Here is a 23,067-nt window from a genome sequence, read left to right as displayed (position 1 = left end):
CCCCATGAACGAGAGAGTCTACAACGTCCTGTTCCTGTGCACGGGCAATTCGGCGCGTTCGATCCTCGGCGAGGCGATCATGAACCGCGTGGGCGAGGGGCGGTTCAAGGCCTATTCCGCCGGTTCCGATCCGAAGGGCGCGGTGCACCCCAATCGCTGGCGCTGCTGGAGAAGCTGGGTTTTGATACGGGCTTCGCCCGGTCGAAGAGCTGGGACGAGTTCTCCGGTCCCGATGCGCCGAAAATGGATTTCGTGTTCACCGTTTGCGACAGCGCGGCGCGCGATCTGGATGGCGGGGAGAGGCGTGTCCGGTGTGGCCGGGTCAGCCGATGTCCGCTCATTGGGGCGTGCCGGACCCGGCGGCCGTTACCGGAACGGATGCGCAAATCGCGCTCGCCTTCGCCGACACCTACCGGATGCTGCACAACCGCATACAGGCCTTTTGCGCGCTGCCGCTGAAAAGCATCGACCGGATGTCGCTGCAAAAGCGTCTGCAGGCTATCGGCAAGACTGATCAAGACACCGACACGAAGGCTGGGGAAATGAACACATGAGCATGGCGAAATCGGAAAGCCGTCACGGCGCGGCCATCGAGGCGCCGTCCATCGGCGTCTTCGAGAAGTGGCTTTCGGTCTGGGTGGGGCTTTGCATCGTCCTGGGGATTGGCCTGGGGCAGGTGTTCCCGGGGATGTTCGAGCTTTTGGCGAGCCTCGAGATCGCGCACGTCAATCTGGTGGTCGCGGTTCTCATCTGGGCGATGGTCTACCCGATGATGATCGCGGTGGATTTCTCCGCCATCACCCATGTGGCCGATCAGCCCAAGGGCCTGCTGATCACCCTGGCGGTCAACTGGCTGATCAAGCCCTTCACCATGGCGGCGCTGGGCGTGCTGTTCTTCAAGTATCTGTTCGCCAACCTTGTCAGCGCGGAGGACGCGCAGTCCTATATCGCGGGGCTGATCCTGCTGGGGGCGGCGCCATGCACGGCGATGGTCTTCGTGTGGTCGCAGCTCACCCGCGGTGACCCCAACTACACGCTGGTGCAGGTCAGCGTGAACGACCTGATCATGATCTTCGCCTATGCGCCGATCGTCGCGCTGCTGCTCGGCGTCAGCAACATTCCCGTGCCGTGGGACACGCTGGTGCTGTCGGTGGCGCTGTATGTGGTGGTGCCGCTGGTGGCCGGCTGGATGACGCGGCGCTGGCTGACCGGCGGGCGGGCGAAGCCGGACGCGGTGGCGTCGTTCACCGCAACGCTGAAACCCTTCTCCATTCTCGGGCTGCTGGCCACCGTGGTGCTGCTGTTCGGCTTCCAGGGTGGCGTGATCCTGTCGCAGCCGATCCTCATCGTGCTGATCGCGGTACCCTTGCTGCTGCAATCCTACGGCATCTTCGCCATCGCCTATGCGGCGGCCTGGGTGCTGAAGGTGCCGTTCCGCATCGCCGCCCCTTGCGCGATGATCGGCACGTCGAACTTCTTCGAGCTGGCCGTGGCTGTGGCCATCAGCCTGTTCGGACTGAACTCGGGCGCGGCGCTGGCGACCGTGGTCGGCGTGCTGGTGGAAGTGCCGGTGATGCTGTCGCTGGTCGCTTTCGCCAACCGCACCCAGCGGCATTTCGGCTGACTGCCAGGGGCACGGTCTTCACGGCGGCGCGGGCATTATCCGCGCCGTCGGGGTGCCGCGCATTGCGCTTGTGCGAATCCGGTGGATAGATGGGGTGGGCTTCGTCGTTTTCCCGCGCCAAAGGATTTCCCGTGACTTTCGCCATGACCTATCTGTGCCTTGGCGCCGCGATCGCCGCCGAGGTCATCGCCACCAGCGCGCTGGCGCGCTCGGAGAGCTTTACCAGGCCGATCCCGACGCTGATCACCATCGTCTTCTACGCGGCCGCCTTCTGGCTGTTGTCCTATCCGCTGCGGGCGATGCCCACGGGCGTCGTCTACGCCATCTGGTCCGGCGCCGGGATCGTCCTGATCGCGCTGGTGGCCTGGGTGTGGTTCGGCCAGAAGCTCGATTTCCCCGCCATCGTCGGGCTGAGTTTCATCATCGCCGGCGTGGTGATCGTCAACGTGTTCTCGAAGTCGCTGACGCATTGAGCGAAGGGGTCGTGCCTGGCGGCGGTGTGCGCCGGCCGCTATGGCGCGGCCGGCCCATTATCGCGGATCGGGACCGGCGGAGCGGGCAAACAGCGCGACAAGCCAGTCGATCGCCACGCGGGTGCGTTTCGTGATCGCGAGGTTGGGGTGGACCAGCAGCCACAGTTCGCGCGACGGCAGCCCGTCGTGGCCGCGCAATTCCTCGAGATCCGGGACGTTGGCGGCGACGATCCTTGGCAGCAGGGTTTTGCCCGAACCGGCCCGCAGAGCGGCGATCAGTCCGTCGGCGTCGTTGCACCGCAGCGCACCGATTGCTTCCCCATGCCGGCTGGCGCGCTGCGCGATCCATTTGGCCTGCGGAAGTCCGGCCATGCCCTTCTCATATGTGATCCAGGGCAGGGTCTCCGCATGCGAGCCCTTCCGGCGGGCGCCGGCGTAGACCCCGTATTCGAGCTGCCCCAGCGAGCGGGTCAATGCCCCCATGTCCGATGTCGGCCGCGACAGCCTGACCGCCAGATCCGCTTCGCGGCGCATCATGCTCAGATCCGCCGGAAGTCCGATGAGCTCCAGCTCGACCCGCGGATAGCGCCGCAGAAAAGCAGGCACGGCGGGAATGATGACATGATTCATCAGGGTCGGGACCGTGGTCATACGCAGTATGCCGGCGGCCGTGCCATGGCGGTTTGCCGCCGCCTCCAGCCCGGCTTCCAGTTCGGCCTCCGCGCGCGACAGGTGCTCCGCGAGATCCTCGCAGGCGGCGGTCATGCGCATGCCGGTCGGCGTGCGCTCAAACAGATGCACATTGAGCGATGCTTCCGCCGCGCTGATATGGCGCGAGATCGTGCTCTCGGTCATGTTCAGATGCTGCGCGGCCCCTTTGATCGAGGCTGCGCGGGCGACCGCAAGAACGATCCTGAGATCACTCCAGTTGAGCTTCGCTGCGGAAATCGGAGGAGTGTTTTTTGCAATTGGGGATTGCATTTTCATAGGGCCACACCTCCACTGGGAGTGCCTGCCTTCGACGGCTCGGAGCGGCCGGAGCAAGGCTCGGATGTTGCGCGCGGTGATCTCATTCCAAGCTACCGAAAACAGGGCGTGCGGCAAGAGCGCGGCTTCCGCGGGCGGCAATTGTCTGGCGTCTGGACCGGTTCGAAGCGCGTTATGTGGCAAGGGGGGCGCTGGGCTCCTTCGTTGTTGAGAAATCCGGCTACAGCCGCAGGCAGAACAGGATCCAGAGTGGGACTGTGGCCAGCGACAGCAGCATTTGAACCGTACAACTGGAGGCATAGAGCTGCGCGTCGCCGCCCATTTCCTGCGCCACGACATATCCGTTCGTGGCGGTGGGCATCGCGGTGGCGACGGTCGCAACCGTCAGCACGGCGGTGTCCAGTCCGGCGAGACGGCCGATGAGCAGCACCAGTCCCGGCATCACGAGCAGTTTCAGCGCGCAACTGAGCGCGATGGGGCCGGTTCGGCCGTGAAAGCCGCTCAGGCTCAGGCCCGCGCCCAGGCTCAGCAGGATTGTCGCGATCGACGCGTGACCCAGCAGCGCGAGGCTGTCGGCGAGGGGCTGCGGCAGGGGGACGCGCGCGGCCGAGAGGCCGATGCCGGCGAGGCAGCCCAGGATGATCGGGTTTCTGGCCACGGAGATCAGCGTGGTCATTGCCGATCCGCGCGCGTCCAGCACGCGCACCATCACGGAAATATTGATCACATTCACCAGCGGCATCAGGATCACCATGATCAGCGCGATGATCGTGATGGCCTGCGGATCGTAAATGAGCCCCGCGACCACCAGCGCGATCGAGGCGTTCCAGCGCGTCGACGTCTGGAACAGGCTGGTGAAGGCGGGCGCGTCCATGCGGGCGGGCACGAGCAGCCGATAAAGCAGCAGCAGACTTGCGGTCAGCCCCAGCAGCGCGAGCGCAATGACACTCATGATCCGCAGGCTGGAGACCGCATGGATATCGTTGCCGGCCAGGGTTCCGATGATGAGGGCGGGAATGAGCAATCGGAAGTTGATGCGGTCGAGCGCCGCCCAGGCGGCCTGATCCCGGATCAGCAGCCGGCGCGCGGCGAGCCCGGTGACGATGAGCACGAGCACCGGCAGGCTGGCGGAGGCGAAATTGCCGAAGACCGCATCATCCATCACGAATTCAGGCGCTGCCCGTCGCGAAACACCTGCTTCCAGCCCAAAATGGTGACGTCCTTGCGCAGGCCGGTTGGCCAGAAGGGATCTTCGCGCACCAGCGTTTCGACCGTTTCGGCGTTCTCCGCCGAGACCAGCCACAGACCTCCCGCGCCCGCGCCGTCATCCGGCCTCATCAGCGGACCCGCCGCCTGGATCCGGTCGGCGTTGCGCCTGAGGAACTCCAGGTGTGCCGCCATGTGGCGCGGTCTCTCGTTGGCGCGATCGAGATTGTCCTGAAACAGCACGACGAATTGAGACATGTCCAACCCTCCCATTCGCCCCAACAGGGGCCCCAACCTCTGGGGGATGCCGCATCACCGTACCCGGTCGCGCGCCCGCCGATCAGCCGCAAATATTGCAACACCCGGTTTCGCGATTGGGAAGGGGGCTGCATGTTCTCGTGAGTGTCATTGTGGCACCGCGCCTTTTGCGATCGCAGCGTGTCTCCCATTTGCTTTGCAACGGCTGGGTCTGATCAGGGTGACAGGATCTGCTCGAGCAATGCCTACGAAAAATATTCAATAATGAGACTAATAAGACTTACGAGCGTTGATGCGAGGACGCCGGCGCCGAACAGAACATAATCGCGCTTCTTGCTGCGCTTCTCACCGTCGGCGATGAGGGCGGCAAAATGCGCCGCGGCTTCTAGCGGCGTGTTTTCGAGTGCCTCTATACGGAATTTCATGTGCTGCTCCTGATCTTCCAGCACTTTGAGTTCGGTTTCCAGCTTCTCGACGGTTTGTTGTCTGTTTTCTGCCACTGTGGCGATTTCGAAAAGAACTCTGTCAATTTGCTTCGACGATGCGTCGAGCTGTTTGGTGAGAGAGGATAGTTTTGTTGCGTAAGACTCTGTCACCTTTCGAGGATGGTTTAAGACGCGTGTGATGAATTTCTGAATATAGTTGCTGCATAGAACGCCGCCGCCGAGCAAGCTGGCTACGGCCCCCAAAACGATTGCGAGAACGTCCCATCCCATAAAGTCACTCCACCCCTCGCGTCAGATCAAGGAATTCGATCCCCAGTCAATCTATCAGTAATTTTGCAGATCGTCTTATTGCAAACGTAGGGGGCCTCTCCGCTGCTCAGGCAAGGAGCAAAGGGGTGGCAATGCTTTTGCGGGTTGCCGCACGTTTTGCTTGGGTTCGCTGCGTCCCGCACTGAGCGTACGTTGGGCTTCAGACATGGCGCGAGCGATGTATGCTGGAATTGGATTGACGTGCAGAAGGATTTTAGGAAATTGGTGCCGGCAACAGGATTCGAACCCGTGACCCCTGATTACAAATCAGGTGCTCTACCAACTGAGCTATGCCGGCCCGCAATGGCGGGTGCAATAGCACAACCGGGGGCGGGGTGCCTACCCGTGTTTGCGCGCCGGTTGACGATTTTCACAGCCGCTTGGGAGGCATACGGTTTTTCGCGGCGAGGGTGCCCGATTGTCCCCTCTGGCGGGCCGTTCCGGTGCGTGATTGAGCCGGCGCCTGGCGGGCTTTGCGCGTCCGCTCAAGGATCGCTTGAGGATATGGCCGGCACCCGAATTCACAAACGTCTGGATTTCCCTGCGTCAGCTTGCGACGATGCAGGCAAAGGGGGGCTTTGCGCGCCGGCGTTCGGCTGTTTCGGCGAACGGCGCGGATGACAGTGGAGGTTGCGTCATGCGTATCCAGACAATGTGCGGCATGGTGGGCAGGGCCCTTGGCGGCGCGGTGCTGGCCGTGTCCGTGGCCGGTGTGATGGTTCTCGGCGCGGAGCCGGCGCGGGCCGGGATGGCGGCTGCGCCGCGCGCGCTGGCGTCGGCCGTGGGAGACACTGCCGGCCCGGTTGAAAAGATCGGCTACCGGCATGACCGGCGGCGCGGCTTTTTCACCAGCCGGCGGCACCACCGGCATCACAGACATCACCGCGGATATTACCGGCGCACGGGACCGCACATCGGCGTCTACATCGGTGTGCCCTATGCGAGCTACGCCTATCCCTTCGGCTATTACTATGCGCGGGAATATGTGCCGCGCTACCGGCCGTACCGTGTCCGCCATCATTATGGCCGGCCGCGGCCCTGGACGCCGGCATGGTATGACTACTGCCGCGCCAAATACCGCAGCTTCAACCCGCGCACGGGATATTATCTGGCGTACTCGGGGCGGTACCGGATGTGCCGGTAGGCCAAGGGTGCTTTTCCGGGAAAGGCCTGTTCATTTGCCACACCCCATGCTTGTTACTCATGCGAATAAGGAATCAAGCGTGGGGGCTTCATGCGTATTGCGGGTGTCATTCTGATCGGTCTTTCCCTGGGAGCGTGCTCGGTCGCGCGTCAGGCTGAGGAGAAAGTCTCGTTTGAAAGCAATCCGAGCGGGGCCTCGGCGACGACATCAGAAGGGTTGTCCTGCACGACGCCGTGTTCGCTCGATATGGGGCGCAAGATCGATTTCTCCGTCACCATGACCAAGGATGGCTATGAGCCGCAGGTCGTTGAGGTGAGAACCTGGACCTCACCGCTGGGACAGGCCCAGATAGCCGGGACGCTCCTTGGTGGGGGTCCGCTGCTGGTTGGTGTAACCGCGGCCAGAGGCATGCATCGCGACCACACGCCCAACCCTGTGGTGGTTGATTTCGAGAATCCCGAAAACACCTCGAAACCCGCGCCGGATGCGCAGGCGCAGTGGGCGCGGGAAGCCCAGATGGCTCAATAACGCTCCGGGTTCGCGGTTATCGCGCTTACAGTCCCAGCTTCTGCCGCGCGATGTAGAGCGCCAGCACCGCGGCGTTGGAGACGTTGAGCGAGTGGATTTTTCCCGGCATGTCGAGCCGGGCCAGCGTGTCGCAACCGCCGCGCACGCCTTGGCGCACGCCCTTGCCCTCGGAGCCCAGCACCAGAATCACCTTGTCGCCGAACTCGGTGTCCTCGAGCGTCGCCGGGCCTTCGCTGTCGAGCGCGATGCGCTGGAAGCCGGCCTCGCCGGCCTCCTCGATGAAGCGGGCCATGTTCTGCACCCGCATGAAGCGGATCATGTCGAGCGCACCGGAGGCCGATTTGGCCAGCACGGCGCTTTCCTCCGGTGAATGGCGCAAGGTGCTGACCACCGCATCGACGCCCAGCGCCACGGCGGAGCGCAGGATGGCGCCGACATTGTGCGGATCGGTGAGCTGGTCGAGCGCGAGGACGAGTTTCGCGTCGCGCAGGTGCTCCAGGCCATAGACGGGCAGGGCCTCGACTTCCAGGATCACGCCCTGGTGCACGGCGTCATCGGGCACCATGCGGGCGATGGCGCGCGGCTCCATCACCTCGACCGGCACGTCGATCGTCAGATTGCGCTCCTCCAGCCGCCGCTGGGCGTTGAGCGTGACATACATCTTGATGCGCTTGCGCTCGGGATTGGCTAGCGCCGCCTCCACCGTGTGCAGGCCATAGAGATAGAGCGGGCCTTCCGGCGGCGTGCCGGGTTTGGCGCGGTGCGCCGGCGGGCGGCCGCGGCCCTTGTTGCGGTCGTATGGCTTTGCGCCGCGCGGCTTGTTGTCCTGGGTCATGGGCAAGCCATATCCGGCGGCCGGGCGCGGCGCAAGCGGATGTGCGCGTGGCGCACGCGTTTGCGCGTTCCCGCGGGGACGGAACGCCATGGAGTGTCCCGATGCATGACGCGTAAGCAAAAATACCGTAACGTCATGCCTTGAGATCGCGGGTTTCGGATTTGCAGAACGGGGAGGGACGTATGGGTCAGGACAGCGATGCAACGCCCGGCGGGGCAACAACGGCGAAGACCGATGCGACGGCGGACGCGAGACCCGGCAGTGCCGCGCCGAGCGACGCGCCGGCGGCGACCTACACGCTGACGTTTCGCAATGACTCCACCCGGCAGGGCAGTTTCGTGATCTACCAGCGGCTGCCCGAGGTCAACCAGCCGGACGTGATGAGCCTGGCGTGGCTCGTCAAGCCGACGCCGCCGGGCGTGAGCGACACGTTCACCTGGTCGGCGGATTACAGTTTCTTCTGGAGTTCGGTGCCCTCCGCAAGCGAACCGCTCACCGGCGTGAAAGTGGAGGCGAGCGAGGCGGTCCCAGCCGGGCTTCGGCAACTTAATCAGATCCGGTTGCACAGGGCGGACGGGGCCTTCATGTTCATGGACCAGGCCACCGGACAGCCGCCCGGCGCCCTGATCATCGAGGCCGACGGAACGGTTCCCGAGCGAGAAGCCCTGATGGGAATCGGCATGAGCGGACTGGGCACGGCCGTGGTGCGCGCGGAGCCCAACATGCGCGTCGTGTTCACCCCGAGACCCGGCTATTTCGTCACCTTCGGAACGTTCCAGCAGGGCGAAGTGCTGGACCTGGCGAGCCTGGTCGGCGCCCACGAGGTGGCGTTCCCGGACAATGTCACCAATGCAATGGTCACGCTGGACGACCGCAACGGACTGACCGTGGCGTACGCATAGGCGGCGCGGCGCGCCCGCGGGGCGTTGCGGCGCACCTGGAGGCCGTGGCCTTGACGCGCGCCTGTGGATGACCGGGCGGGGCTGTGGCCGCGGACCCGTGATTTGCGAGGATCGCCCGCGTCTTGCCCCGCATCCGCACGCCATGTCGCCGGGTCCCGCCGGGGGCGTCCGGAGGCCCGTAGGCGTTTTCACAAATGAATTTCGGAACTTCCCATTTCGCCCGTTGACACTGCAAAGCGACATCGCCATAACACGCGCCACGGGATTCACCGCCAGGCGGCGGGGTGTTTCTGTTAAGCGATCCTGAATGCTTCGGCCCAGGGATGCGATGACGGAGGAGTGCCCGAGTGGCTAAAGGGGACGGACTGTAAATCCGTTGGCTATGCCTACGTTGGTTCGAATCCAACCTCCTCCACCATCGCTTCAATGTCTGAGCGCGGGTGTAGCTCAATGGTAGAGCAGCAGCCTTCCAAGCTGAATACGAGGGTTCGATTCCCTTCACCCGCTCCAGTCGTTGTGCCCGCCCGGAATTCGAGATCGCCTGACTGTTCACCGCATCGCTTCGCCTGAGAATTCCGATCGGTATATATGAGAGCGGCTGGGATTTCCGTCCGGGTGTCTTTCAATGATCGAAGCTGGAATTTGAACCGCGGACTGGATTTAGAGAGCGACGCCGATGGCTAAAGAGAAATTTAAACGCGACAAGCCGCACGTCAACATTGGCACGATCGGCCACGTTGATCATGGCAAGACGACCCTGACGGCTGCGATCACGATGACGCTGGCCGAGGTTGGCGGCGCGGTTGCGCAGGCCTACGACCAGATCGACGCGGCGCCGGAAGAGAAGGCCCGCGGCATCACGATCTCCACGGCGCACGTCGAGTACGAGACGGCGGCGCGCCACTATGCGCACGTCGATTGCCCGGGGCACGCGGATTATGTGAAGAACATGATCACGGGTGCGGCGCAGATGGACGGCGCGATCCTGGTGTGCTCGGCCGCCGACGGCCCGATGCCGCAGACCCGCGAGCACATCCTGCTGGCGCGTCAGGTCGGCGTGCCGGCTCTGGTGGTGTTCCTCAACAAGGTCGACCAGGTCGACGACGAGGAGCTTCTGGAGCTGGTGGAGATGGAAGTGCGCGAGCTGCTGTCTTCCTACGACTTCCCCGGCGACGACATTCCGATCGTGACCGGCTCCGCGCTGGCGGCGGTCGAGAACCGCAACCCGGAAATCGGCCGCGACAAGGTGCGCGCGCTGATGGATGCGGTCGACGCCTACATCCCGACGCCCGAGCGTCCGATCGACCAGCCGTTCCTGATGCCGATCGAGGACGTGTTCTCGATCTCCGGCCGCGGCACGGTCGTGACCGGCCGCGTGGAGCGCGGTGTGGTGAAGGTGGGCGAGGAAATCGAGATCGTCGGTATCCGCGACACCAAGAAGACGACCTGCACGGGCGTGGAGATGTTCCGCAAGCTGCTCGATCAGGGCCAGGCGGGCGACAACATCGGCGCTCTGCTGCGCGGCATCGGCCGTGAGGACGTGGAGCGCGGCCAGGTGCTGTGCAAGCCGGGTTCGGTGAACCCGCACACCAAGTTCAACGCCGAAGCCTATATCCTGACGAAGGAAGAGGGTGGCCGTCACACGCCGTTCTTCACCAACTATCGTCCGCAGTTCTACTTCCGCACGACCGACGTGACGGGCATCGTGGATCTGCCGGAAGGCACCGAGATGGTGATGCCGGGTGACAATGTCACCGTGGTGGTCACGCTGATCGTGCCGATCGCAATGGAAGAGGGCCTGCGCTTCGCCATCCGCGAAGGCGGCCGTACGGTCGGCGCCGGCGTCGTCGCTTCCATCATCGAGTAACGAAATACCGAAGCGGCGGCCGCAATCGCCGCCGCTTCATACGCCGCCGTCAGATCGCGGTTGGCAAGAGAGTTCAGGCGCGCCATATATGTCCGGCGCGCTCTAGGGGTGTAGCTCAGTTGGTAGAGCAACGGTCTCCAAAACCGTAGGTCGTGAGTTCGAGTCTCTCCGCCCCTGCCACTTCTCTCTTGTGGAATCGGTTCGACGGCTATAAGTAGGGACGTACCGAGCGGGGCGCGCGAATGATTTCGCGCGCCTACGCGTCGTAAGCAGGCCGAAAGCGGAAATGGCAAAAACCAATCCATTTACATTTCTCCAGCAGGCGCGTGCGGAGGTTTCCAAGGTCACTTGGCCCTCTCGTCGGGAAACCGGAATCACCACCGTCATGGTGTTTGTGATGGTTTTTCTCGCGTCGATCTTTTTTCTCCTCGCTGACCAGCTTCTGAGCTGGGGAGTGAGCCTGTTGCTGGGCTTTGGCGCGTAAAAGCCTTTCCCTGCCTGAAGAAGCGAACCTGAGGTCACATGACCAAGCGCTGGTATATCGTCCACGCCTATTCCAATTTCGAAAAGAAGGTTGCCGACTCCATTCGGGAGAAGGCGGCTCAGACCGGATTGGAAGATCTTTTTGAAGAAATCCTCGTGCCGACCGAGAAGGTGGTCGAGGTGCGCCGCGGCCGCAAGGTCGACGCTGAGCGCAAGTTCTTCCCCGGCTACGTGCTGGTGAAGATGCAGATGACCGACGAAGCCTACCATCTGATCAAGAACACGCCCAAGGTGACGGGCTTCCTGGGCTCGGACAACAAGCCGATCCCGATCTCGGAAGCCGAGGCGCTGCGCATTCTGCATCAGGTCCAGGAAGGTGTCGAACGGCCGAAGCCGTCCATTTCCTTCGAGGTTGGCGAGCAGGTACGGGTCGCGGACGGCCCGTTCGCCTCGTTCAACGGCCTTGTCGAGGAAGTCGACGAAGAGCGTGCCCGGGTCAAGGTGGCGGTGTCCATCTTCGGCCGTGCGACGCCGGTCGAACTGGAATACGCGCAAGTCGAGAAACTCTGAGTTTTCGACCGCTCGCCTCGCGAGGGGTGGCGTAGAGAATGGCTGTCCGGGCGTGTCCCGGTCCGCCTTTCGACGGTGTCCGGATCCGCATGAGGCGGGGCGGAGGCCGGGTGGGAGGTATCTTGCGTGCTTTCGCCGGCACGTGGGGCCAGACCACCAACTCTCTGGCGTCGGACTGTCCGGCAGATTGAACTAGGAGAGCCACATGGCGAAGAAAATTGAGGGCTACCTGAAGCTTCAGGTCCCTGCGGGTTCGGCCACGCCGTCCCCGCCGATCGGTCCCGCGCTCGGTCAGCGCGGTCTGAACATCATGGAATTCTGCAAGGCATTCAACGCGCAGACGCAGGATCTGGAAAAGGGCGCTCCGTGCCCGACGGTGATCACGTTCTTTACGGACAAGTCGTTCACCTTCGAGATCAAGACCCCGCCGGTCAGCTTCTTCTTGAAGAAGGCCGCCAAGATCGAGAAGGGCGCAGCGACCGCCGGTCGCGGCACGGTTGGTTCGGTCACGCGCGCTCAGGTGCGCGAAATCGCGGAAGCGAAGATGAAGGACTTGAACGCCAACGACATCGACGCAGCGATGCTGATGGTCGAGGGTTCTGCCCGGTCTATGGGCGTCGAGGTTGCGGAGTAGAACCATGGCAAAGATTGGCAAGCGCGCCCGCGCCGCGCGCGAGGACATCGACCGCAACAAGCTCTACGCGCTGGATGAGGCGATCAGCCTGATCAAGTCGCGTGCGACCGCGAAGTTCGACGAGACCGTCGAGATCGCCCTGAACCTGGGTGTCGACCCGCGTCACGCCGACCAGATGGTCCGTGGCGTGTGCATGCTGCCCAACGGCACCGGCAAGTCGGTGCGCGTGGCGGTGTTCGCCCGTGGCGACAAGGCTGATGAGGCCAAGGCCGCCGGCGCGGACATCGTCGGCGCGGAAGATCTCGTCGAGCTCGTTCAGGGCGGCACGATCGATTTTGATCGCTGCATCGCGACGCCGGACATGATGCCGCTCGTCGGCCGTCTCGGCAAGGTGCTCGGCCCGCGCGGCATGATGCCGAACCCGAAGGTCGGCACCGTGACTCCGGATGTCGCCGGTGCTGTCAGCGACGCCAAGGGCGGTGCCGTGCAGTTCCGCGTCGAGAAGGCGGGCATCGTGCACGCCGGCGTCGGCAAGGCTTCGTTCGAAGAGGGCAAGCTGCTTGAGAACATCAAGGCGTTTACCGACGCCGTGATGAAGGCCAAGCCGACCGGCGCGAAGGGCGTTTATCTGCAGCGCGTCGCCGTCACCTCGACGATGGGCCCGGGCGTCAAGATCGACCCGTCGACCGTCCTCGGCGCCTAGGCGCAAGAGAACAAGTTTTTGGCCGGCGCGAGCCGGCCGAGAACCGATCGTTGGGAGCAATCCCTCCGGTCGGTCCTGTCCGAGACTGCAGGTGTTGGGCCTCGTGCCTGATTTAAGCCACATGGGCCTGCATAGACGGGTGGAGCCAAGTTCTCCGCGCAAGCGGAGACTGCGGTTCGAACCGTTACGCCTTGCCGCGCTGCTCGCGTGCGTAAGGGGGACAGGAACCCCGAGCGTCGCTCCCGATGGGGAGGGGAAACCCGCCTTGTCGAGTGCGGCAAAGCAAACCGGCGGCCGAACGTTTTCGGGCGTTTTGCCGTCAATTGGAGAAGGTAAGTGGAAAGAGCGGAAAAGCGTGAGCTTGTGACGTCGCTCAACGAGGTGTTCGCGAACACCGGCGTTGTCGTCGTTGCCCACTACACGGGCCTCTCGGTGTCTGAGATGACGGCGCTTCGCGCCAAGGTTTCGGAAGCCGGTGGTTCTGTAAAGGTCGCGAAGAACCGTCTTGCCAAGCTTGCCCTTCAAGGCACGGATATCGAGCATATCTCCGATCTGTTCACGGGTCCGACCGTCCTCGTCTATTCAGACGACCCGGTCGCGGCTCCCAAGGCAGTGTCGGATTTCGCCAAGACCAACGAGAAGCTCGTTGTACTCGGCGGTGCGCTCGGTTCCACCAACCTCGATGTGGAGGGTGTCAAGGCGCTCGCCGCGCTGCCGTCGCTCGACGAGCTGCGTGGCAAGCTGGTCGGCATGATCAGCACGCCGGCGACCCGCATCGCACAGGTTGTCAACGCTCCGGCCGGGCAGCTTGCCCGCGTCTTCGGCGCGTACGCCAAGAAGGACGAAGCCGCGTAAGGCGTCTACGACCACTTTGAAAACAACGGTTCGAATACAAAGGTACGAAAATGGCCGATCTGAATAAAATCGTCGAAGATCTCTCCGCCCTGACCGTCATGGAAGCGGCTGATCTGTCCAAGATGCTGGAAGAGAAGTGGGGCGTTTCCGCCGCCGCTCCCGTCGCAGCAGCAGCCGTCGCCGGCGTTGCCGCGGCAGCCGTCGAAGAGCAGACCGAGTTTGACGTGATCCTCACCGCCGCTGGCGACAAGAAGATCAACGTCATCAAGGAAGTCCGCGCTATCACGGGTCTCGGCCTGAAGGAAGCCAAGGACCTCGTCGAAGGCGCGCCGAAGGCTGTCAAGGAAGGCGTGTCCAAGGACGAAGCCGCCGACCTGAAGGCGAAGCTCGAGGGTGCAGGCGCATCCGTCGAACTGAAGTAATCGGCTTTGCCGATGTGCGGCCCCGGGTTCGCCCGGGGCCGTGCGACCATTCTGTGCGCCGGCTGACACAGACGCGGCGGTCTTGTGAGCGGTTCGGGTTGGTCGCGCAGTCGAGTGGGAAGCAGGCTCGGCGCCGCAAGGCGCGCAACGCTGCTTGAAGAAGGCCCCGGCGGGTTCTCCCGGCTCCGGGGCATACGTCCCAAATGGGACAGACATTTGTCCCGCAAGGGACTGGCTAACGTCCCAAAAGGGACGGTTATCCCGATTTTCGGGGTGTTGAATCGGGTGTCCGGTTCATGTGAACCGACACGATTTTAACGCCAGGACGACGATCCGGATAGCCGTCACCTAGGCGATACGAGGAGCGACAATGACGCAAACGTTCAACGGTCGCAAGCGGATCCGCAAGTTCTTCGGGCATATTCGCGACGTCGCGGAAATGCCGAACCTCATTGAAGTGCAGAAGGCGTCTTACGACCAGTTTCTGCAGGTTCTTGAGGCTGAAGGCGGCCGCGCGATCGAAGGTCTTGAGGCCGTTTTCAAGTCGGTTTTCCCGATTTCGGATTTCGGCGGAACCTCCCTGCTCGAGTTCGTGCGCTACGAATTCGAGGCCCCAAGTACGACGTTGACGAGTGCCGTCAGCGCGGGATGACCTATGCGGCTCCGCTCAAGGTCACCCTGCGACTGATCGTGTTCGATATCGACGAAGAGACCGGCGCGAAGTCCGTCAAGGACATCAAGGAGCAGGACGTCTACATGGGCGACATGCCCTTCATGACGTTGAACGGCACCTTCGTGATCAACGGCACCGAGCGCGTCATCGTCTCGCAGATGCATCGTTCGCCTGGCGTTTTCTTCGACCACGACAAGGGCAAGACCCACTCCTCGGGCAAGCTGCTGTTCGCGGCGCGCGTCATTCCCTATCGCGGTTCGTGGCTCGACATCGAGTTCGACGCAAAGGACGTGGTCTACGCGCGCATCGATCGCCGCCGCAAGATCCCGGTGACGTCGCTGCTGATGGCGCTTGGCCTGGATTCCAGCGAGATCCTGGAAACCTTCTACAAGAAATTCTCCTTCACCCGGAAGGGCGAGGGCTGGCGCAAGCCGTTCGACCCGATGCGCATGCGCGGCGCCAAGTCCGCCGAGGATCTGCTGGACGCGGATTCCGGAGAGGTCGTGCTCGAGGCCGGCAAGAAGATGACGGCGCGGCACGCCAAGCAGCTCATCGACGGCGGCACCCAGGCGCTTGCGGTCGGTCATGAGGCTCTCTATGGCGAATATGTCGCCGAGGACATCGTCAACGTCGAGACCGGCGAAGTCTTCATCGAGGCCGGCGAGGAGATCACCGAGAAGGCTCTGGCGACGTTGCTGGAGAACGGCATCGACGAGATCCCGGTGCTGGACATCGACCACGTGACCACCGGCGCCTACATGCGCAACACTCTGGCGATCGACAAGAACGAGACGCATGAAGACGCGCTGTTCGACATCTATCGCGTGATGCGCCCGGGCGAGCCGCCCACGATCGATTCCGCCGAAGCCATGTTCCAGTCGCTGTTTTTCGACAGCGAGCGCTACGATCTGTCCGCGGTCGGCCGCGTGAAGATGAACATGCGCCTCGATCTGGAGTGCGAGGACACCGTGCGCGTGCTGCGCAAGGACGACATTCTTGCCGTGATCCAGACGCTGCTCGGCCTGCGCGACGGCCGCGGCGAGATCGACGACATCGACAATCTCGGCAACCGCCGGGTGCGCTCGGTCGGCGAGCTGATGGAAAACCAGTACCGCATCGGCCTGCTGCGCATGGAACGCGCGATCAAGGAGCGCATGAGCTCCGTCGAGATCGACACCGTGATGCCGCAGGACCTGATCAACGCCAAGCCGGCTGCCGCCGCGGTGCGCGAATTCTTCGGCTCCTCGCAGCTGTCGCAGTTCATGGATCAGACGAATCCGCTATCGGAAGTCACCCACAAGCGCCGCCTTTCGGCGCTTGGGCCGGGTGGTCTGACGCGCGAACGCGCGGGCTTCGAAGTCCGCGACGTGCATCCGACCCATTACGGCCGCATCTGCCCGATCGAGACGCCGGAAGGCCCGAACATCGGTCTGATCAACTCGCTCGCCACATTCGCGCGCGTCAACAAGTACGGCTTCATCGAGAGCCCGTACCGGCGCGTGAAGGACGGACAGGTTTCCAACGAGGTGATCTATCTGTCGGCGATGGAGGAATCCAAGCATTACGTGGCGCAGTCGAACGTTAAGTTCGGCACGGACGGCCGCTTCATCGAAGAGCTGATCCTGTGCCGGCACGCCGGCGACGTCATGGTGGTTCCGGCCGAGCGCGTCGACTTCATGGACGTGTCGCCCAAGCAGCTGGTCTCGGTCGCCGCATCGCTCATTCCGTTCCTGGAAAACGATGACGCCAACCGCGCGCTGATGGGCTCGAACATGATGCGTCAGGCCGTGCCGCTGGTGCGCGCCGAGGCGCCGTTCGTCGGAACGGGCATGGAAGCGGTCGTGGCCCGGGATTCCGGCGCCGCCATCTCCGCGCGGCGCGGCGGCGTGGTCGACCAGGTCGACGCGACGCGTATCGTGGTGCGGGCGACGGAAGATCTCGATCCCTCCAAGTCGGGCGTCGACATCTACCGCCTGATGAAGTTCCAGCGCTCCAACCAGAACACCTGCATCAACCAGCGTCCGCTGGTGCGTGTGGGCGACGCCATCGACAAGGGCGACATTCTGGCGGACGGTCCGTCGACCGACCTGGGCGATCTGGCCCTGGGCCGCAACGTGCTGGTCGCGTTCATGCCCTGGAATGGCTACAACTTCGAGGATTCCATCCTCCTGTCCGAACGCATCGTGCGCGACGACGTCTTCACCTCGATCCATCTGGAAGAGTTCGAGGTGATGGCGCGCGACACGAAGCTCGGGCCTGAGGAAATCACCCGCGATATTCCGAACGTTTCGGAAGAGGCGATGAAGAACCTCGATGAGGCCGGCATCGTCTATATCGGCGCGGAAGTGGATCCGGGCGACATTCTGGTCGGCAAGATCACGCCGAAGGGCGAAAGCCCGATGACGCCGGAAGAGAAGCTGCTGCGCGCCATCTTCGGCGAGAAGGCATCCGACGTCCGCGACACCTCGCTGCGTCTGCCGCCGGGCGTCACCGGAACGGTCGTCGAAGTGCGCGTGTTCAACCGCCACGGTGTGGAGAAGGACGAGCGCGCGATGGCGATCGAGCGCGAGGAGATCGAACGCCTCGCCAAGGATCGTGACGACGAGCAGGCCATTCTGGACCGCAACGTCTACGGCCGTCTGGCCGAGATGCTGGTGGGCAAGGTGGCGATCGGCGGACCCAAGGCGTTCAAGAAGGACGCCGAGATCTCCGGCGACACGCTCAATGAGCACCCGCGCTCGCAGTGGTGGCAGTTCGCTGTTGACGACGAGAAGCTGATGGGCGAGATCGAAGCCCTGCGCGGTCAGTATGACGAGAGCCGCAAGCGTCTCGAGCAGCGTTTCATCGACAAGGTCGAGAAGCTGCAGCGCGGCGACGAAATGCAGCCGGGCGTCATGAAGATGGTCAAGGTCTTCGTCGCGGTGAAGCGCAAGCTGCAGCCGGGCGACAAGATGGCCGGCCGTCACGGCAACAAGGGCGTTGTGTCCAAGATCAATCCGGTCGAGGACATGCCGTTCCTGGAAGACGGCACGCATGTGGATATCGTGCTGAACCCGCTGGGCGTGCCCTCGCGCATGAACGTCGGTCAGATTCTCGAGACCCATCTGGGCTGGGCCTGCGCCGGCATGGGCAAGCGCATCGGCGAATTGTACGAGGAGTACAAGAAGTCGGGCGAGATCGAGCAGCTGAAGGGCAAGATTGTCGACATCTACGGCGACAACATGAAGGGCGAGACGGTCAGCGAATACGATGATCCGTCCATCGTGCGCCTTGCCGAGCAGCTCAAGAAGGGCGTCTGCATCGCGACACCGGTCTTCGACGGGGCCATCGAGCCCGATGTCGTGACCATGCTCGAGAAGGGCAATCTCGATGGATCCGGCCAGTCGACGCTGTACGACGGACGGACCGGTGAGACCTTCGACCGCAAGGTGACCGTCGGCTACATCTACATGCTGAAGCTGCACCACCTGGTGGACGACAAGATCCACGCCCGTTCGATCGGACCGTACTCGCTGGTCACCCAGCAGCCGCTGGGCGGCAAGGCACAGTTCGGCGGACAGCGGTTCGGCGAGATGGAGGTCTGGGCGCTCGAGGCCTATGGCGCCGCCTACACGCTGCAGGAAATGCTGACTGTCAAGTCGGATGACGTTGCCGGCCGGACCAAGGTCTACGAGGCCATCGTGCGCGGCGACGACACGTTCGAGGCGGGCATTCCGGAGAGCTTCAACGTTCTCGTCAAGGAAATGCGCTCGCTCGGCCTCAACGTGGAGCTGGCCGACAGCAAGCTGGACCACATCGAATCCGACGAAGAATTGCCCGCGGACGCGGCGGAATAATCCGCCGCGACCGATACTGGACGCCAGACCCGTTTTCGTGCCGGGGATGGCGGCGATGCGCGAAACACCTCGCGATCCCGCGCCCTGAGCATTGAAGGAGAGAGCCGATGAACCAAGAGGTCATGAATCTGTTCAACCAGCAGGCTCAGCCGGCGACGTTCGATCAGATCCGCATCTCGATCGCCAGCCCCGAGAAGATCCTCTCGTGGTCATTCGGCGAGATCAAGAAGCCGGAGACGATCAACTACCGGACATTCAAGCCGGAGCGCGACGGTCTGTTCTGCGCGCGCATCTTTGGTCCGATCAAGGATTACGAGTGCTTGTGCGGCAAGTACAAGCGCATGAAGTACAAGGGCGTGATCTGCGAGAAGTGCGGCGTCGAAGTGACGCTGTCGCGCGTTCGCCGTGAGCGCATGGGCCATATCGAACTGGCCGCCCCTGTGGCGCACATCTGGTTCCTGAAGTCCCTGCCGAGCCGCATCGGTCTGCTGCTCGACATGACTTTGAAGGATCTGGAGCGGGTTCTCTATTTCGAGAACTACGTCGTGCTGGAGCCGGGCCTGACGCCGCTGAAGCAGAACCAGCTTCTGTCGGAAGAAGAATTCCTGATGGCTCAGGACGAATATGGCGATGACAGCTTCACCGCCATGATCGGCGCCGAAGCGATCCGCGAGATGCTGATGTCGCTCGACCTCGTGCGCGAGAGCGAGCGGCTGCGCGTGGAGATCGCGGAAGCCACCACCGAGCTGAAGCCGAAGAAGCTGGCCAAGCGGCTGAAGGTCATCGAGGCCTTTATCGAATCCCGCAACCGGCCGGAATGGATGATCCTGACCGTCGTGCCCGTGATCCCGCCGGACCTGCGTCCGCTGGTGCCCCTGGACGGCGGCCGCTTCGCGACCTCGGATCTCAACGATCTGTACCGCCGCGTGATCAACCGCAACAACCGTCTCAAGCGCCTCATCGAGTTGCGCGCGCCGGACATCATCATCCGCAATGAGAAGCGGATGCTGCAGGAATCCGTCGATGCGCTGTTCGACAACGGCCGCCGCGGGCGCGTCATCACGGGCGCCAACAAGCGTCCGCTGAAGTCGCTGTCCGACATGCTGAAGGGCAAGCAGGGCCGCTTCCGTCAGAACCTGCTCGGCAAGCGCGTCGATTATTCCGGCCGTTCGGTGATCACCGTGGGTCCGGAGCTGAAGCTGCACCAGTGCGGCCTGCCGAAGAAGATGGCGCTCGAGCTGTTCAAGCCGTTCATCTACTCGCGGCTGGACGCCAAGGGCTTCTCCTCGACCGTCAAGCAGGCGAAGAAGCTGGTTGAAAAAGAGCGTCCGGAAGTCTGGGATATCCTCGACGAGGTGATCCGCGAGCATCCGGTGCTGCTCAACCGCGCGCCGACGCTTCACCGCCTGGGCATCCAGGCGTTCGAGCCGATCCTCATCGAGGGCAAGGCCATCCAGCTGCATCCGCTCGTCTGCTCGGCCTTCAACGCCGACTTCGACGGTGACCAGATGGCCGTGCACGTTCCGCTGTCGCTCGAAGCGCAGCTGGAAGCGCGCGTGCTGATGATGTCGACCAACAACATCCTGCATCCGGCCAATGGTCAGCCGATCATCGTGCCGTCGCAGGATATCGTTCTGGGTCTGTATTATCTGTCGCTGATGCTCGAGAAGGAGCCGGGCGAGGGCATGGTGTTCGGTGACATGGGCGAGTTGCACCATGCGCTGGAGACCAAGACCGTCACGCTGCACACGAAGATCAAGGGCCGTTTCAAGACCGTTGATATCGACGACAACCCGGTTTCGGGCATTTACGAGACGACCCCTGGGCGTCTGATCCTGGCCGAACTGCTGCCGAAGAACCACGCGATTCCCTTCGACGTCGCCAACAGGCTGATGACGAAGAAGGAAATCTCCAAGATGATCGACAGCGTGTATCGCGCCTGCGGTCAGAAGGAGACGGTGATCTTCTGCGACCGGATCATGCAACTCGGCTTCGGCCATGCCTGCCGCGCCGGCATTTCGTTCGGCAAGGACGACATGGTCATTCCCGACACCAAGGCAAAGCTGGTGGACGACACCGCCGCCCTGGCGAAGGAGTACGAGCAGCAGTACAACGACGGCCTGATCACTCAGGGCGAGAAGTACAACAAGGTCGTCGACGCGTGGGCCAAGTGCACCGACCGCGTCGCCGACGAGATGATGAAGCGCATTCAGGCGGTCGAGTATTTCGAGGACTCCGGGCGTCAGAAGCCGATCAACTCGGTCTACATGATGTCGCACTCGGGCGCCCGTGGCTCACCTGCCCAGATGAAGCAGCTCGCCGGCATGCGTGGCCTGATGGCCAAGCCGTCGGGTGAGATCATCGAAAGCCCGATCATCTCGAACTTCAAGGAAGGCCTGTCGGTTCTGGAGTACTTCAACTCCACTCACGGCGCCCGCAAGGGCCTCGCCGACACCGCCTTGAAGACCGCCAACTCCGGTTACCTGACGCGTCGTCTCGTCGACGTGGCGCAGGATTGCATCATCCTGGAGCCCGATTGCGGCTCCACGGACGGCATCACCGTTCAGGCGATCGTCGATGCGGGACAGGTTATCGCGTCGCTCGGCATTCGCGTTCTCGGCCGCACCACGGCGGAAGACGTGATCCAGGCGTCGACCGGTGACGTAATCGTTCCGGCGAACACGCTGATCGAGGAGAAGGACGTCGAGCTCATCGAGGCGGCGAACATCCAGTCGATCAAGATCCGCTCGGTGCTGACCTGCCAGACGCAGATCGGCGTCTGCGGCGCCTGCTACGGCCGCGATCTGGCGCGTGGTACGAAGGTGAACATGGGCGAGGCGGTCGGCGTGATCGCGGCCCAGTCCATCGGTGAGCCGGGTACCCAGCTCACCATGCGCACGTTCCACATCGGCGGCACGGCGCAGGTGGTCGATCAGTCGTTCATCGAATCGAGCTTTGAAGGTGAAGTGAAGATCCGCAACCGCAACGCCGCGCGGGACTCGGATGGCAACCTCATCGCCATGGCGCGGAACATGTCGATCGTCATCGTCGACGAGGACGGCTCCGAGCGCGCGGTTCACCGCGTCAACTACGGCGCCAAGCTCCACGTGGATGAAGGCGACAAGGTGCAGCGCGGCCAGCGTATCGCCGAGTGGGATCCCTACACCCGCCCGGTCATCGCGGAAGTCACCGGTACGGTGGCCTTCGAGGATCTGGTCGACGGAGCGTCCGTCACGGAAACGACCGACGAGGCGACCGGCATCACCAAGCGTGTCGTCATCGACTGGCGTTCGTCTCCGCGGACCCAGGACCTGAAGCCCGCGATCGTGGTCAAGGGTCCCGATGGCGAGATCCTGAAGCCGCAGCGTGGCGGCGAGGCCCGCTATCTGCTGCATGCGGACTCGATCCTCTCGGTCGATACCGATCACAAGATCAATGCCGGCGACGTGATGGCGCGTATTCCGCTGGAGAGCGCCAAGACCAAGGACATCACCGGCGGTCTGCCGCGTGTGGCCGAACTGTTCGAGGCTCGTCGTCCGAAGGACCATGCCATCATCGCGGAGATCGATGGCACGATCCGCTTCGGCCGCGACTACAAGAACAAGCGCCGCATTCTCATCGAGCCGTTCGACGAGACGCAGGAGCCCGTCGAGTATCTCGTTCCCAAGGTCAAGCACTTCCATCTGCAGGAAGGCGACACGATCGAGAAGGGCGAGTATCTGGTCGACGGCAACCCCGCGCCGCACGACATCCTGGCGATCAAGGGCGTGGAGGCGCTTGCGTCCTACCTCGTCAACGAGATCCAGGAAGTCTACCGGTTGCAGGGCGTGGGCATCAACGACAAGCACATCGAGGTGATCGTTCGCCAGATGCTGCAGAAGATCGAGCTCACGGATGTCGGCGACAGCGATCTGATCAACGGCGAACAGATCGACCGTGTCGATCTGGTGGCCTTGAACAAGCGGTTGAAGGAAGAAGGCAAGAAGCTGGCTTCCGGCAACCCCGTGCTGCTCGGCATCACCAAGGCCAGCCTGCAGACGCGGTCCTTCATCTCGGCCGCATCGTTCCAGGAGACGACGCGCGTCCTGACTGAAGCCGCCGTGAACGGCAAGGCCGATACGCTCGACGGGCTGAAGGAAAACGTCATCGTCGGCCGCCTGATCCCGGCGGGCACGGGCAGCACCGTCAGCCGCATCCGCAAGGTTGCGACCCTGCGCGACGAGTTGATCCTCGACGAACGCAAGAAGCGTTCGGGCGCCGAGGTCGCGGAACCGGCCCTGATGGACCTGAGCGAGGGTGCGGCCGAATAGCG

The 23,067-nt window shown here is 63.2% G+C and carries 18 protein-coding genes, 4 tRNA genes and 2 pseudogenes; 18 read left to right on the top strand and 6 right to left on the bottom strand.

What is annotated here, in order from left to right:
- The first annotated feature begins 4 nt into the window (after positions 1-4).
- The 3 genes and pseudogenes from D1F64_RS14915 (at position 5) to D1F64_RS14905 (ending at position 2,097) form a co-directional block, all read left to right on the top strand.
- Positions 5-554: pseudogene (locus tag D1F64_RS14915) on the top strand (arsenate reductase ArsC).
- A complete protein-coding gene (arsB, locus tag D1F64_RS14910) occupies positions 551-1,624 on the top strand; it encodes an ACR3 family arsenite efflux transporter (protein ID WP_305764465.1) in 1,074 nt (357 codons plus the stop codon). Before D1F64_RS14915 ends, arsB begins: the two are co-directional and overlap by 4 nt.
- A 143-nt stretch (positions 1,625-1,767) precedes the next feature.
- Positions 1,768-2,097: an SMR family transporter gene (locus D1F64_RS14905; protein WP_117413066.1), complete on the top strand. Its 330-nt coding sequence runs from the start codon at positions 1,768-1,770 to the stop codon at positions 2,095-2,097.
- A 57-nt stretch (positions 2,098-2,154) separates the two neighbouring features.
- On the opposite strand, the gene D1F64_RS14900 is transcribed toward D1F64_RS14905, so the two are convergent.
- From D1F64_RS14900 to D1F64_RS14880, 5 genes are all read right to left on the bottom strand, one after another.
- Positions 2,155-3,078, bottom strand: coding sequence for a LysR family transcriptional regulator (locus tag D1F64_RS14900; RefSeq protein WP_248304782.1), 924 nt, complete (start codon positions 3,076-3,078; stop codon positions 2,155-2,157).
- 226 nt (positions 3,079-3,304) lie between these two features.
- On the bottom strand, positions 3,305-4,246 hold the full coding sequence (locus tag D1F64_RS14895; RefSeq protein ID WP_117413064.1) for an AEC family transporter: 942 nt from the start codon (positions 4,244-4,246) through the stop codon (positions 3,305-3,307).
- Complete coding sequence (locus tag D1F64_RS14890) at positions 4,246-4,548, bottom strand: YciI family protein (protein ID WP_117413063.1); 303 nt, start codon at positions 4,546-4,548, stop codon at positions 4,246-4,248. The genes D1F64_RS14895 and D1F64_RS14890 overlap by 1 nt, the downstream gene beginning before the upstream one ends.
- 245 nt (positions 4,549-4,793) lie before the next feature.
- Positions 4,794-5,264, bottom strand: coding sequence for a hypothetical protein (locus D1F64_RS14885; RefSeq protein ID WP_117413062.1), 471 nt, complete (start codon positions 5,262-5,264; stop codon positions 4,794-4,796).
- A 262-nt stretch (positions 5,265-5,526) separates the two neighbouring features.
- Positions 5,527-5,601 (bottom strand) — tRNA-Thr (locus D1F64_RS14880).
- A 339-nt stretch (positions 5,602-5,940) separates the two neighbouring features.
- Here D1F64_RS14880 and D1F64_RS24685 point away from each other — a divergent pair.
- Together D1F64_RS24685 and D1F64_RS14870 are read left to right on the top strand one after the other, a co-directional pair.
- The gene (locus tag D1F64_RS24685; protein WP_248304474.1) at positions 5,941-6,447 is read left to right on the top strand and encodes a BA14K family protein; all 507 of its coding nucleotides are present in this window, start codon (positions 5,941-5,943) and stop codon (positions 6,445-6,447) included.
- A gap of 90 nt (positions 6,448-6,537) precedes the next feature.
- Positions 6,538-6,975 carry a PEGA domain-containing protein gene (locus tag D1F64_RS14870; protein ID WP_117413061.1) on the top strand — a complete coding sequence of 146 codons (438 nt, stop codon included), beginning with the start codon at positions 6,538-6,540 and terminating at the stop codon, positions 6,973-6,975.
- A gap of 25 nt (positions 6,976-7,000) precedes the next feature.
- Here D1F64_RS14870 and D1F64_RS14865 read toward each other — a convergent pair whose 3' ends face one another.
- Positions 7,001-7,810, bottom strand: coding sequence for an RNA methyltransferase (locus D1F64_RS14865; RefSeq protein WP_117414626.1), 810 nt, complete (start codon positions 7,808-7,810; stop codon positions 7,001-7,003).
- A gap of 182 nt (positions 7,811-7,992) precedes the next feature.
- On the opposite strand from D1F64_RS14865, the gene D1F64_RS14860 reads away from it, so the two are divergent.
- The 13 genes and pseudogenes from D1F64_RS14860 to rpoC all read left to right on the top strand — a co-directional run bounded on the left by D1F64_RS14860 (position 7,993) and on the right by rpoC (position 23,065).
- Positions 7,993-8,712 carry a protein rhiA gene (locus tag D1F64_RS14860; protein ID WP_117413060.1) on the top strand — a complete coding sequence of 240 codons (720 nt, stop codon included), beginning with the start codon at positions 7,993-7,995 and terminating at the stop codon, positions 8,710-8,712.
- Positions 8,713-9,045: 333 nt separating this feature from the next.
- Positions 9,046-9,130 (top strand) — tRNA-Tyr (locus tag D1F64_RS14855).
- Between the two features lie 18 nt (positions 9,131-9,148).
- Positions 9,149-9,222: transfer RNA gene (locus D1F64_RS14850), tRNA-Gly, on the top strand.
- Between the two features lie 166 nt (positions 9,223-9,388).
- Positions 9,389-10,579 carry an elongation factor Tu gene (gene tuf / locus D1F64_RS14845; RefSeq protein ID WP_117413049.1) on the top strand — a complete coding sequence of 397 codons (1,191 nt, stop codon included), beginning with the start codon at positions 9,389-9,391 and terminating at the stop codon, positions 10,577-10,579.
- A gap of 104 nt (positions 10,580-10,683) precedes the next feature.
- A tRNA-Trp gene (locus tag D1F64_RS14840) sits at positions 10,684-10,759 on the top strand.
- Positions 10,760-10,865: 106 nt separating this feature from the next.
- The gene (secE, locus tag D1F64_RS14835; RefSeq protein ID WP_117413059.1) at positions 10,866-11,063 is read left to right on the top strand and encodes a preprotein translocase subunit SecE; all 198 of its coding nucleotides are present in this window, start codon (positions 10,866-10,868) and stop codon (positions 11,061-11,063) included.
- A 38-nt stretch (positions 11,064-11,101) separates the two neighbouring features.
- Positions 11,102-11,632 carry a transcription termination/antitermination protein NusG gene (nusG, locus tag D1F64_RS14830; protein ID WP_117413058.1) on the top strand — a complete coding sequence of 177 codons (531 nt, stop codon included), beginning with the start codon at positions 11,102-11,104 and terminating at the stop codon, positions 11,630-11,632.
- Positions 11,633-11,837: 205 nt separating this feature from the next.
- On the top strand, positions 11,838-12,266 hold the full coding sequence (rplK, locus tag D1F64_RS14825; RefSeq protein WP_117413057.1) for a 50S ribosomal protein L11: 429 nt from the start codon (positions 11,838-11,840) through the stop codon (positions 12,264-12,266).
- A 4-nt stretch (positions 12,267-12,270) separates the two neighbouring features.
- Positions 12,271-12,969: a 50S ribosomal protein L1 gene (gene rplA, locus D1F64_RS14820; RefSeq protein WP_117413056.1), complete on the top strand. Its 699-nt coding sequence runs from the start codon at positions 12,271-12,273 to the stop codon at positions 12,967-12,969.
- Positions 12,970-13,305: 336 nt separating this feature from the next.
- A complete protein-coding gene (gene rplJ / locus D1F64_RS14815; RefSeq protein ID WP_117413055.1) occupies positions 13,306-13,824 on the top strand; it encodes a 50S ribosomal protein L10 in 519 nt (172 codons plus the stop codon).
- Positions 13,825-13,874: 50 nt separating this feature from the next.
- A complete protein-coding gene (gene rplL, locus D1F64_RS14810) occupies positions 13,875-14,246 on the top strand; it encodes a 50S ribosomal protein L7/L12 (RefSeq protein WP_117413054.1) in 372 nt (123 codons plus the stop codon).
- 370 nt (positions 14,247-14,616) lie between these two features.
- A pseudogene (rpoB, locus tag D1F64_RS14805) lies at positions 14,617-18,755 on the top strand (DNA-directed RNA polymerase subunit beta).
- 107 nt (positions 18,756-18,862) lie between these two features.
- Entirely contained in the window at positions 18,863-23,065 is a 4,203-nt protein-coding gene (gene rpoC, locus D1F64_RS14800) for a DNA-directed RNA polymerase subunit beta' (protein WP_117413053.1), read from the top strand.
- Positions 23,066-23,067 lie beyond the last annotated feature (2 nt).

Source organism: Breoghania sp. L-A4 (assembly GCF_003432385.1).
Classification (GTDB): domain Bacteria; phylum Pseudomonadota; class Alphaproteobacteria; order Rhizobiales; family Stappiaceae; genus Breoghania.
This window is presented reverse-complemented; position numbering and strand designations above follow the sequence as displayed.

Coding starts and splice junctions, on each gene's coding strand:
- arsB (WP_305764465.1), top strand. CDS start 551: ATGAGCATGGCGAAATCGGAAAGCCGTCACGGCGCGGCCATCGAGGCG.
- D1F64_RS14905 (WP_117413066.1), top strand. CDS start 1,768: ATGACCTATCTGTGCCTTGGCGCCGCGATCGCCGCCGAGGTCATCGCC.
- D1F64_RS14900 (WP_248304782.1), bottom strand. CDS start 3,078: ATGCAATCCCCAATTGCAAAAAACACTCCTCCGATTTCCGCAGCGAAG.
- D1F64_RS14895 (WP_117413064.1), bottom strand. CDS start 4,246: ATGGATGATGCGGTCTTCGGCAATTTCGCCTCCGCCAGCCTGCCGGTG.
- D1F64_RS14890 (WP_117413063.1), bottom strand. CDS start 4,548: ATGTCTCAATTCGTCGTGCTGTTTCAGGACAATCTCGATCGCGCCAAC.
- D1F64_RS14885 (WP_117413062.1), bottom strand. CDS start 5,264: ATGGGATGGGACGTTCTCGCAATCGTTTTGGGGGCCGTAGCCAGCTTG.
- D1F64_RS24685 (WP_248304474.1), top strand. CDS start 5,941: ATGCGTATCCAGACAATGTGCGGCATGGTGGGCAGGGCCCTTGGCGGC.
- D1F64_RS14870 (WP_117413061.1), top strand. CDS start 6,538: ATGCGTATTGCGGGTGTCATTCTGATCGGTCTTTCCCTGGGAGCGTGC.
- D1F64_RS14865 (WP_117414626.1), bottom strand. CDS start 7,810: ATGACCCAGGACAACAAGCCGCGCGGCGCAAAGCCATACGACCGCAAC.
- D1F64_RS14860 (WP_117413060.1), top strand. CDS start 7,993: ATGGGTCAGGACAGCGATGCAACGCCCGGCGGGGCAACAACGGCGAAG.
- tuf (WP_117413049.1), top strand. CDS start 9,389: ATGGCTAAAGAGAAATTTAAACGCGACAAGCCGCACGTCAACATTGGC.
- secE (WP_117413059.1), top strand. CDS start 10,866: ATGGCAAAAACCAATCCATTTACATTTCTCCAGCAGGCGCGTGCGGAG.
- nusG (WP_117413058.1), top strand. CDS start 11,102: ATGACCAAGCGCTGGTATATCGTCCACGCCTATTCCAATTTCGAAAAG.
- rplK (WP_117413057.1), top strand. CDS start 11,838: ATGGCGAAGAAAATTGAGGGCTACCTGAAGCTTCAGGTCCCTGCGGGT.
- rplA (WP_117413056.1), top strand. CDS start 12,271: ATGGCAAAGATTGGCAAGCGCGCCCGCGCCGCGCGCGAGGACATCGAC.
- rplL (WP_117413054.1), top strand. CDS start 13,875: ATGGCCGATCTGAATAAAATCGTCGAAGATCTCTCCGCCCTGACCGTC.
- rpoC (WP_117413053.1), top strand. CDS start 18,863: ATGAACCAAGAGGTCATGAATCTGTTCAACCAGCAGGCTCAGCCGGCG.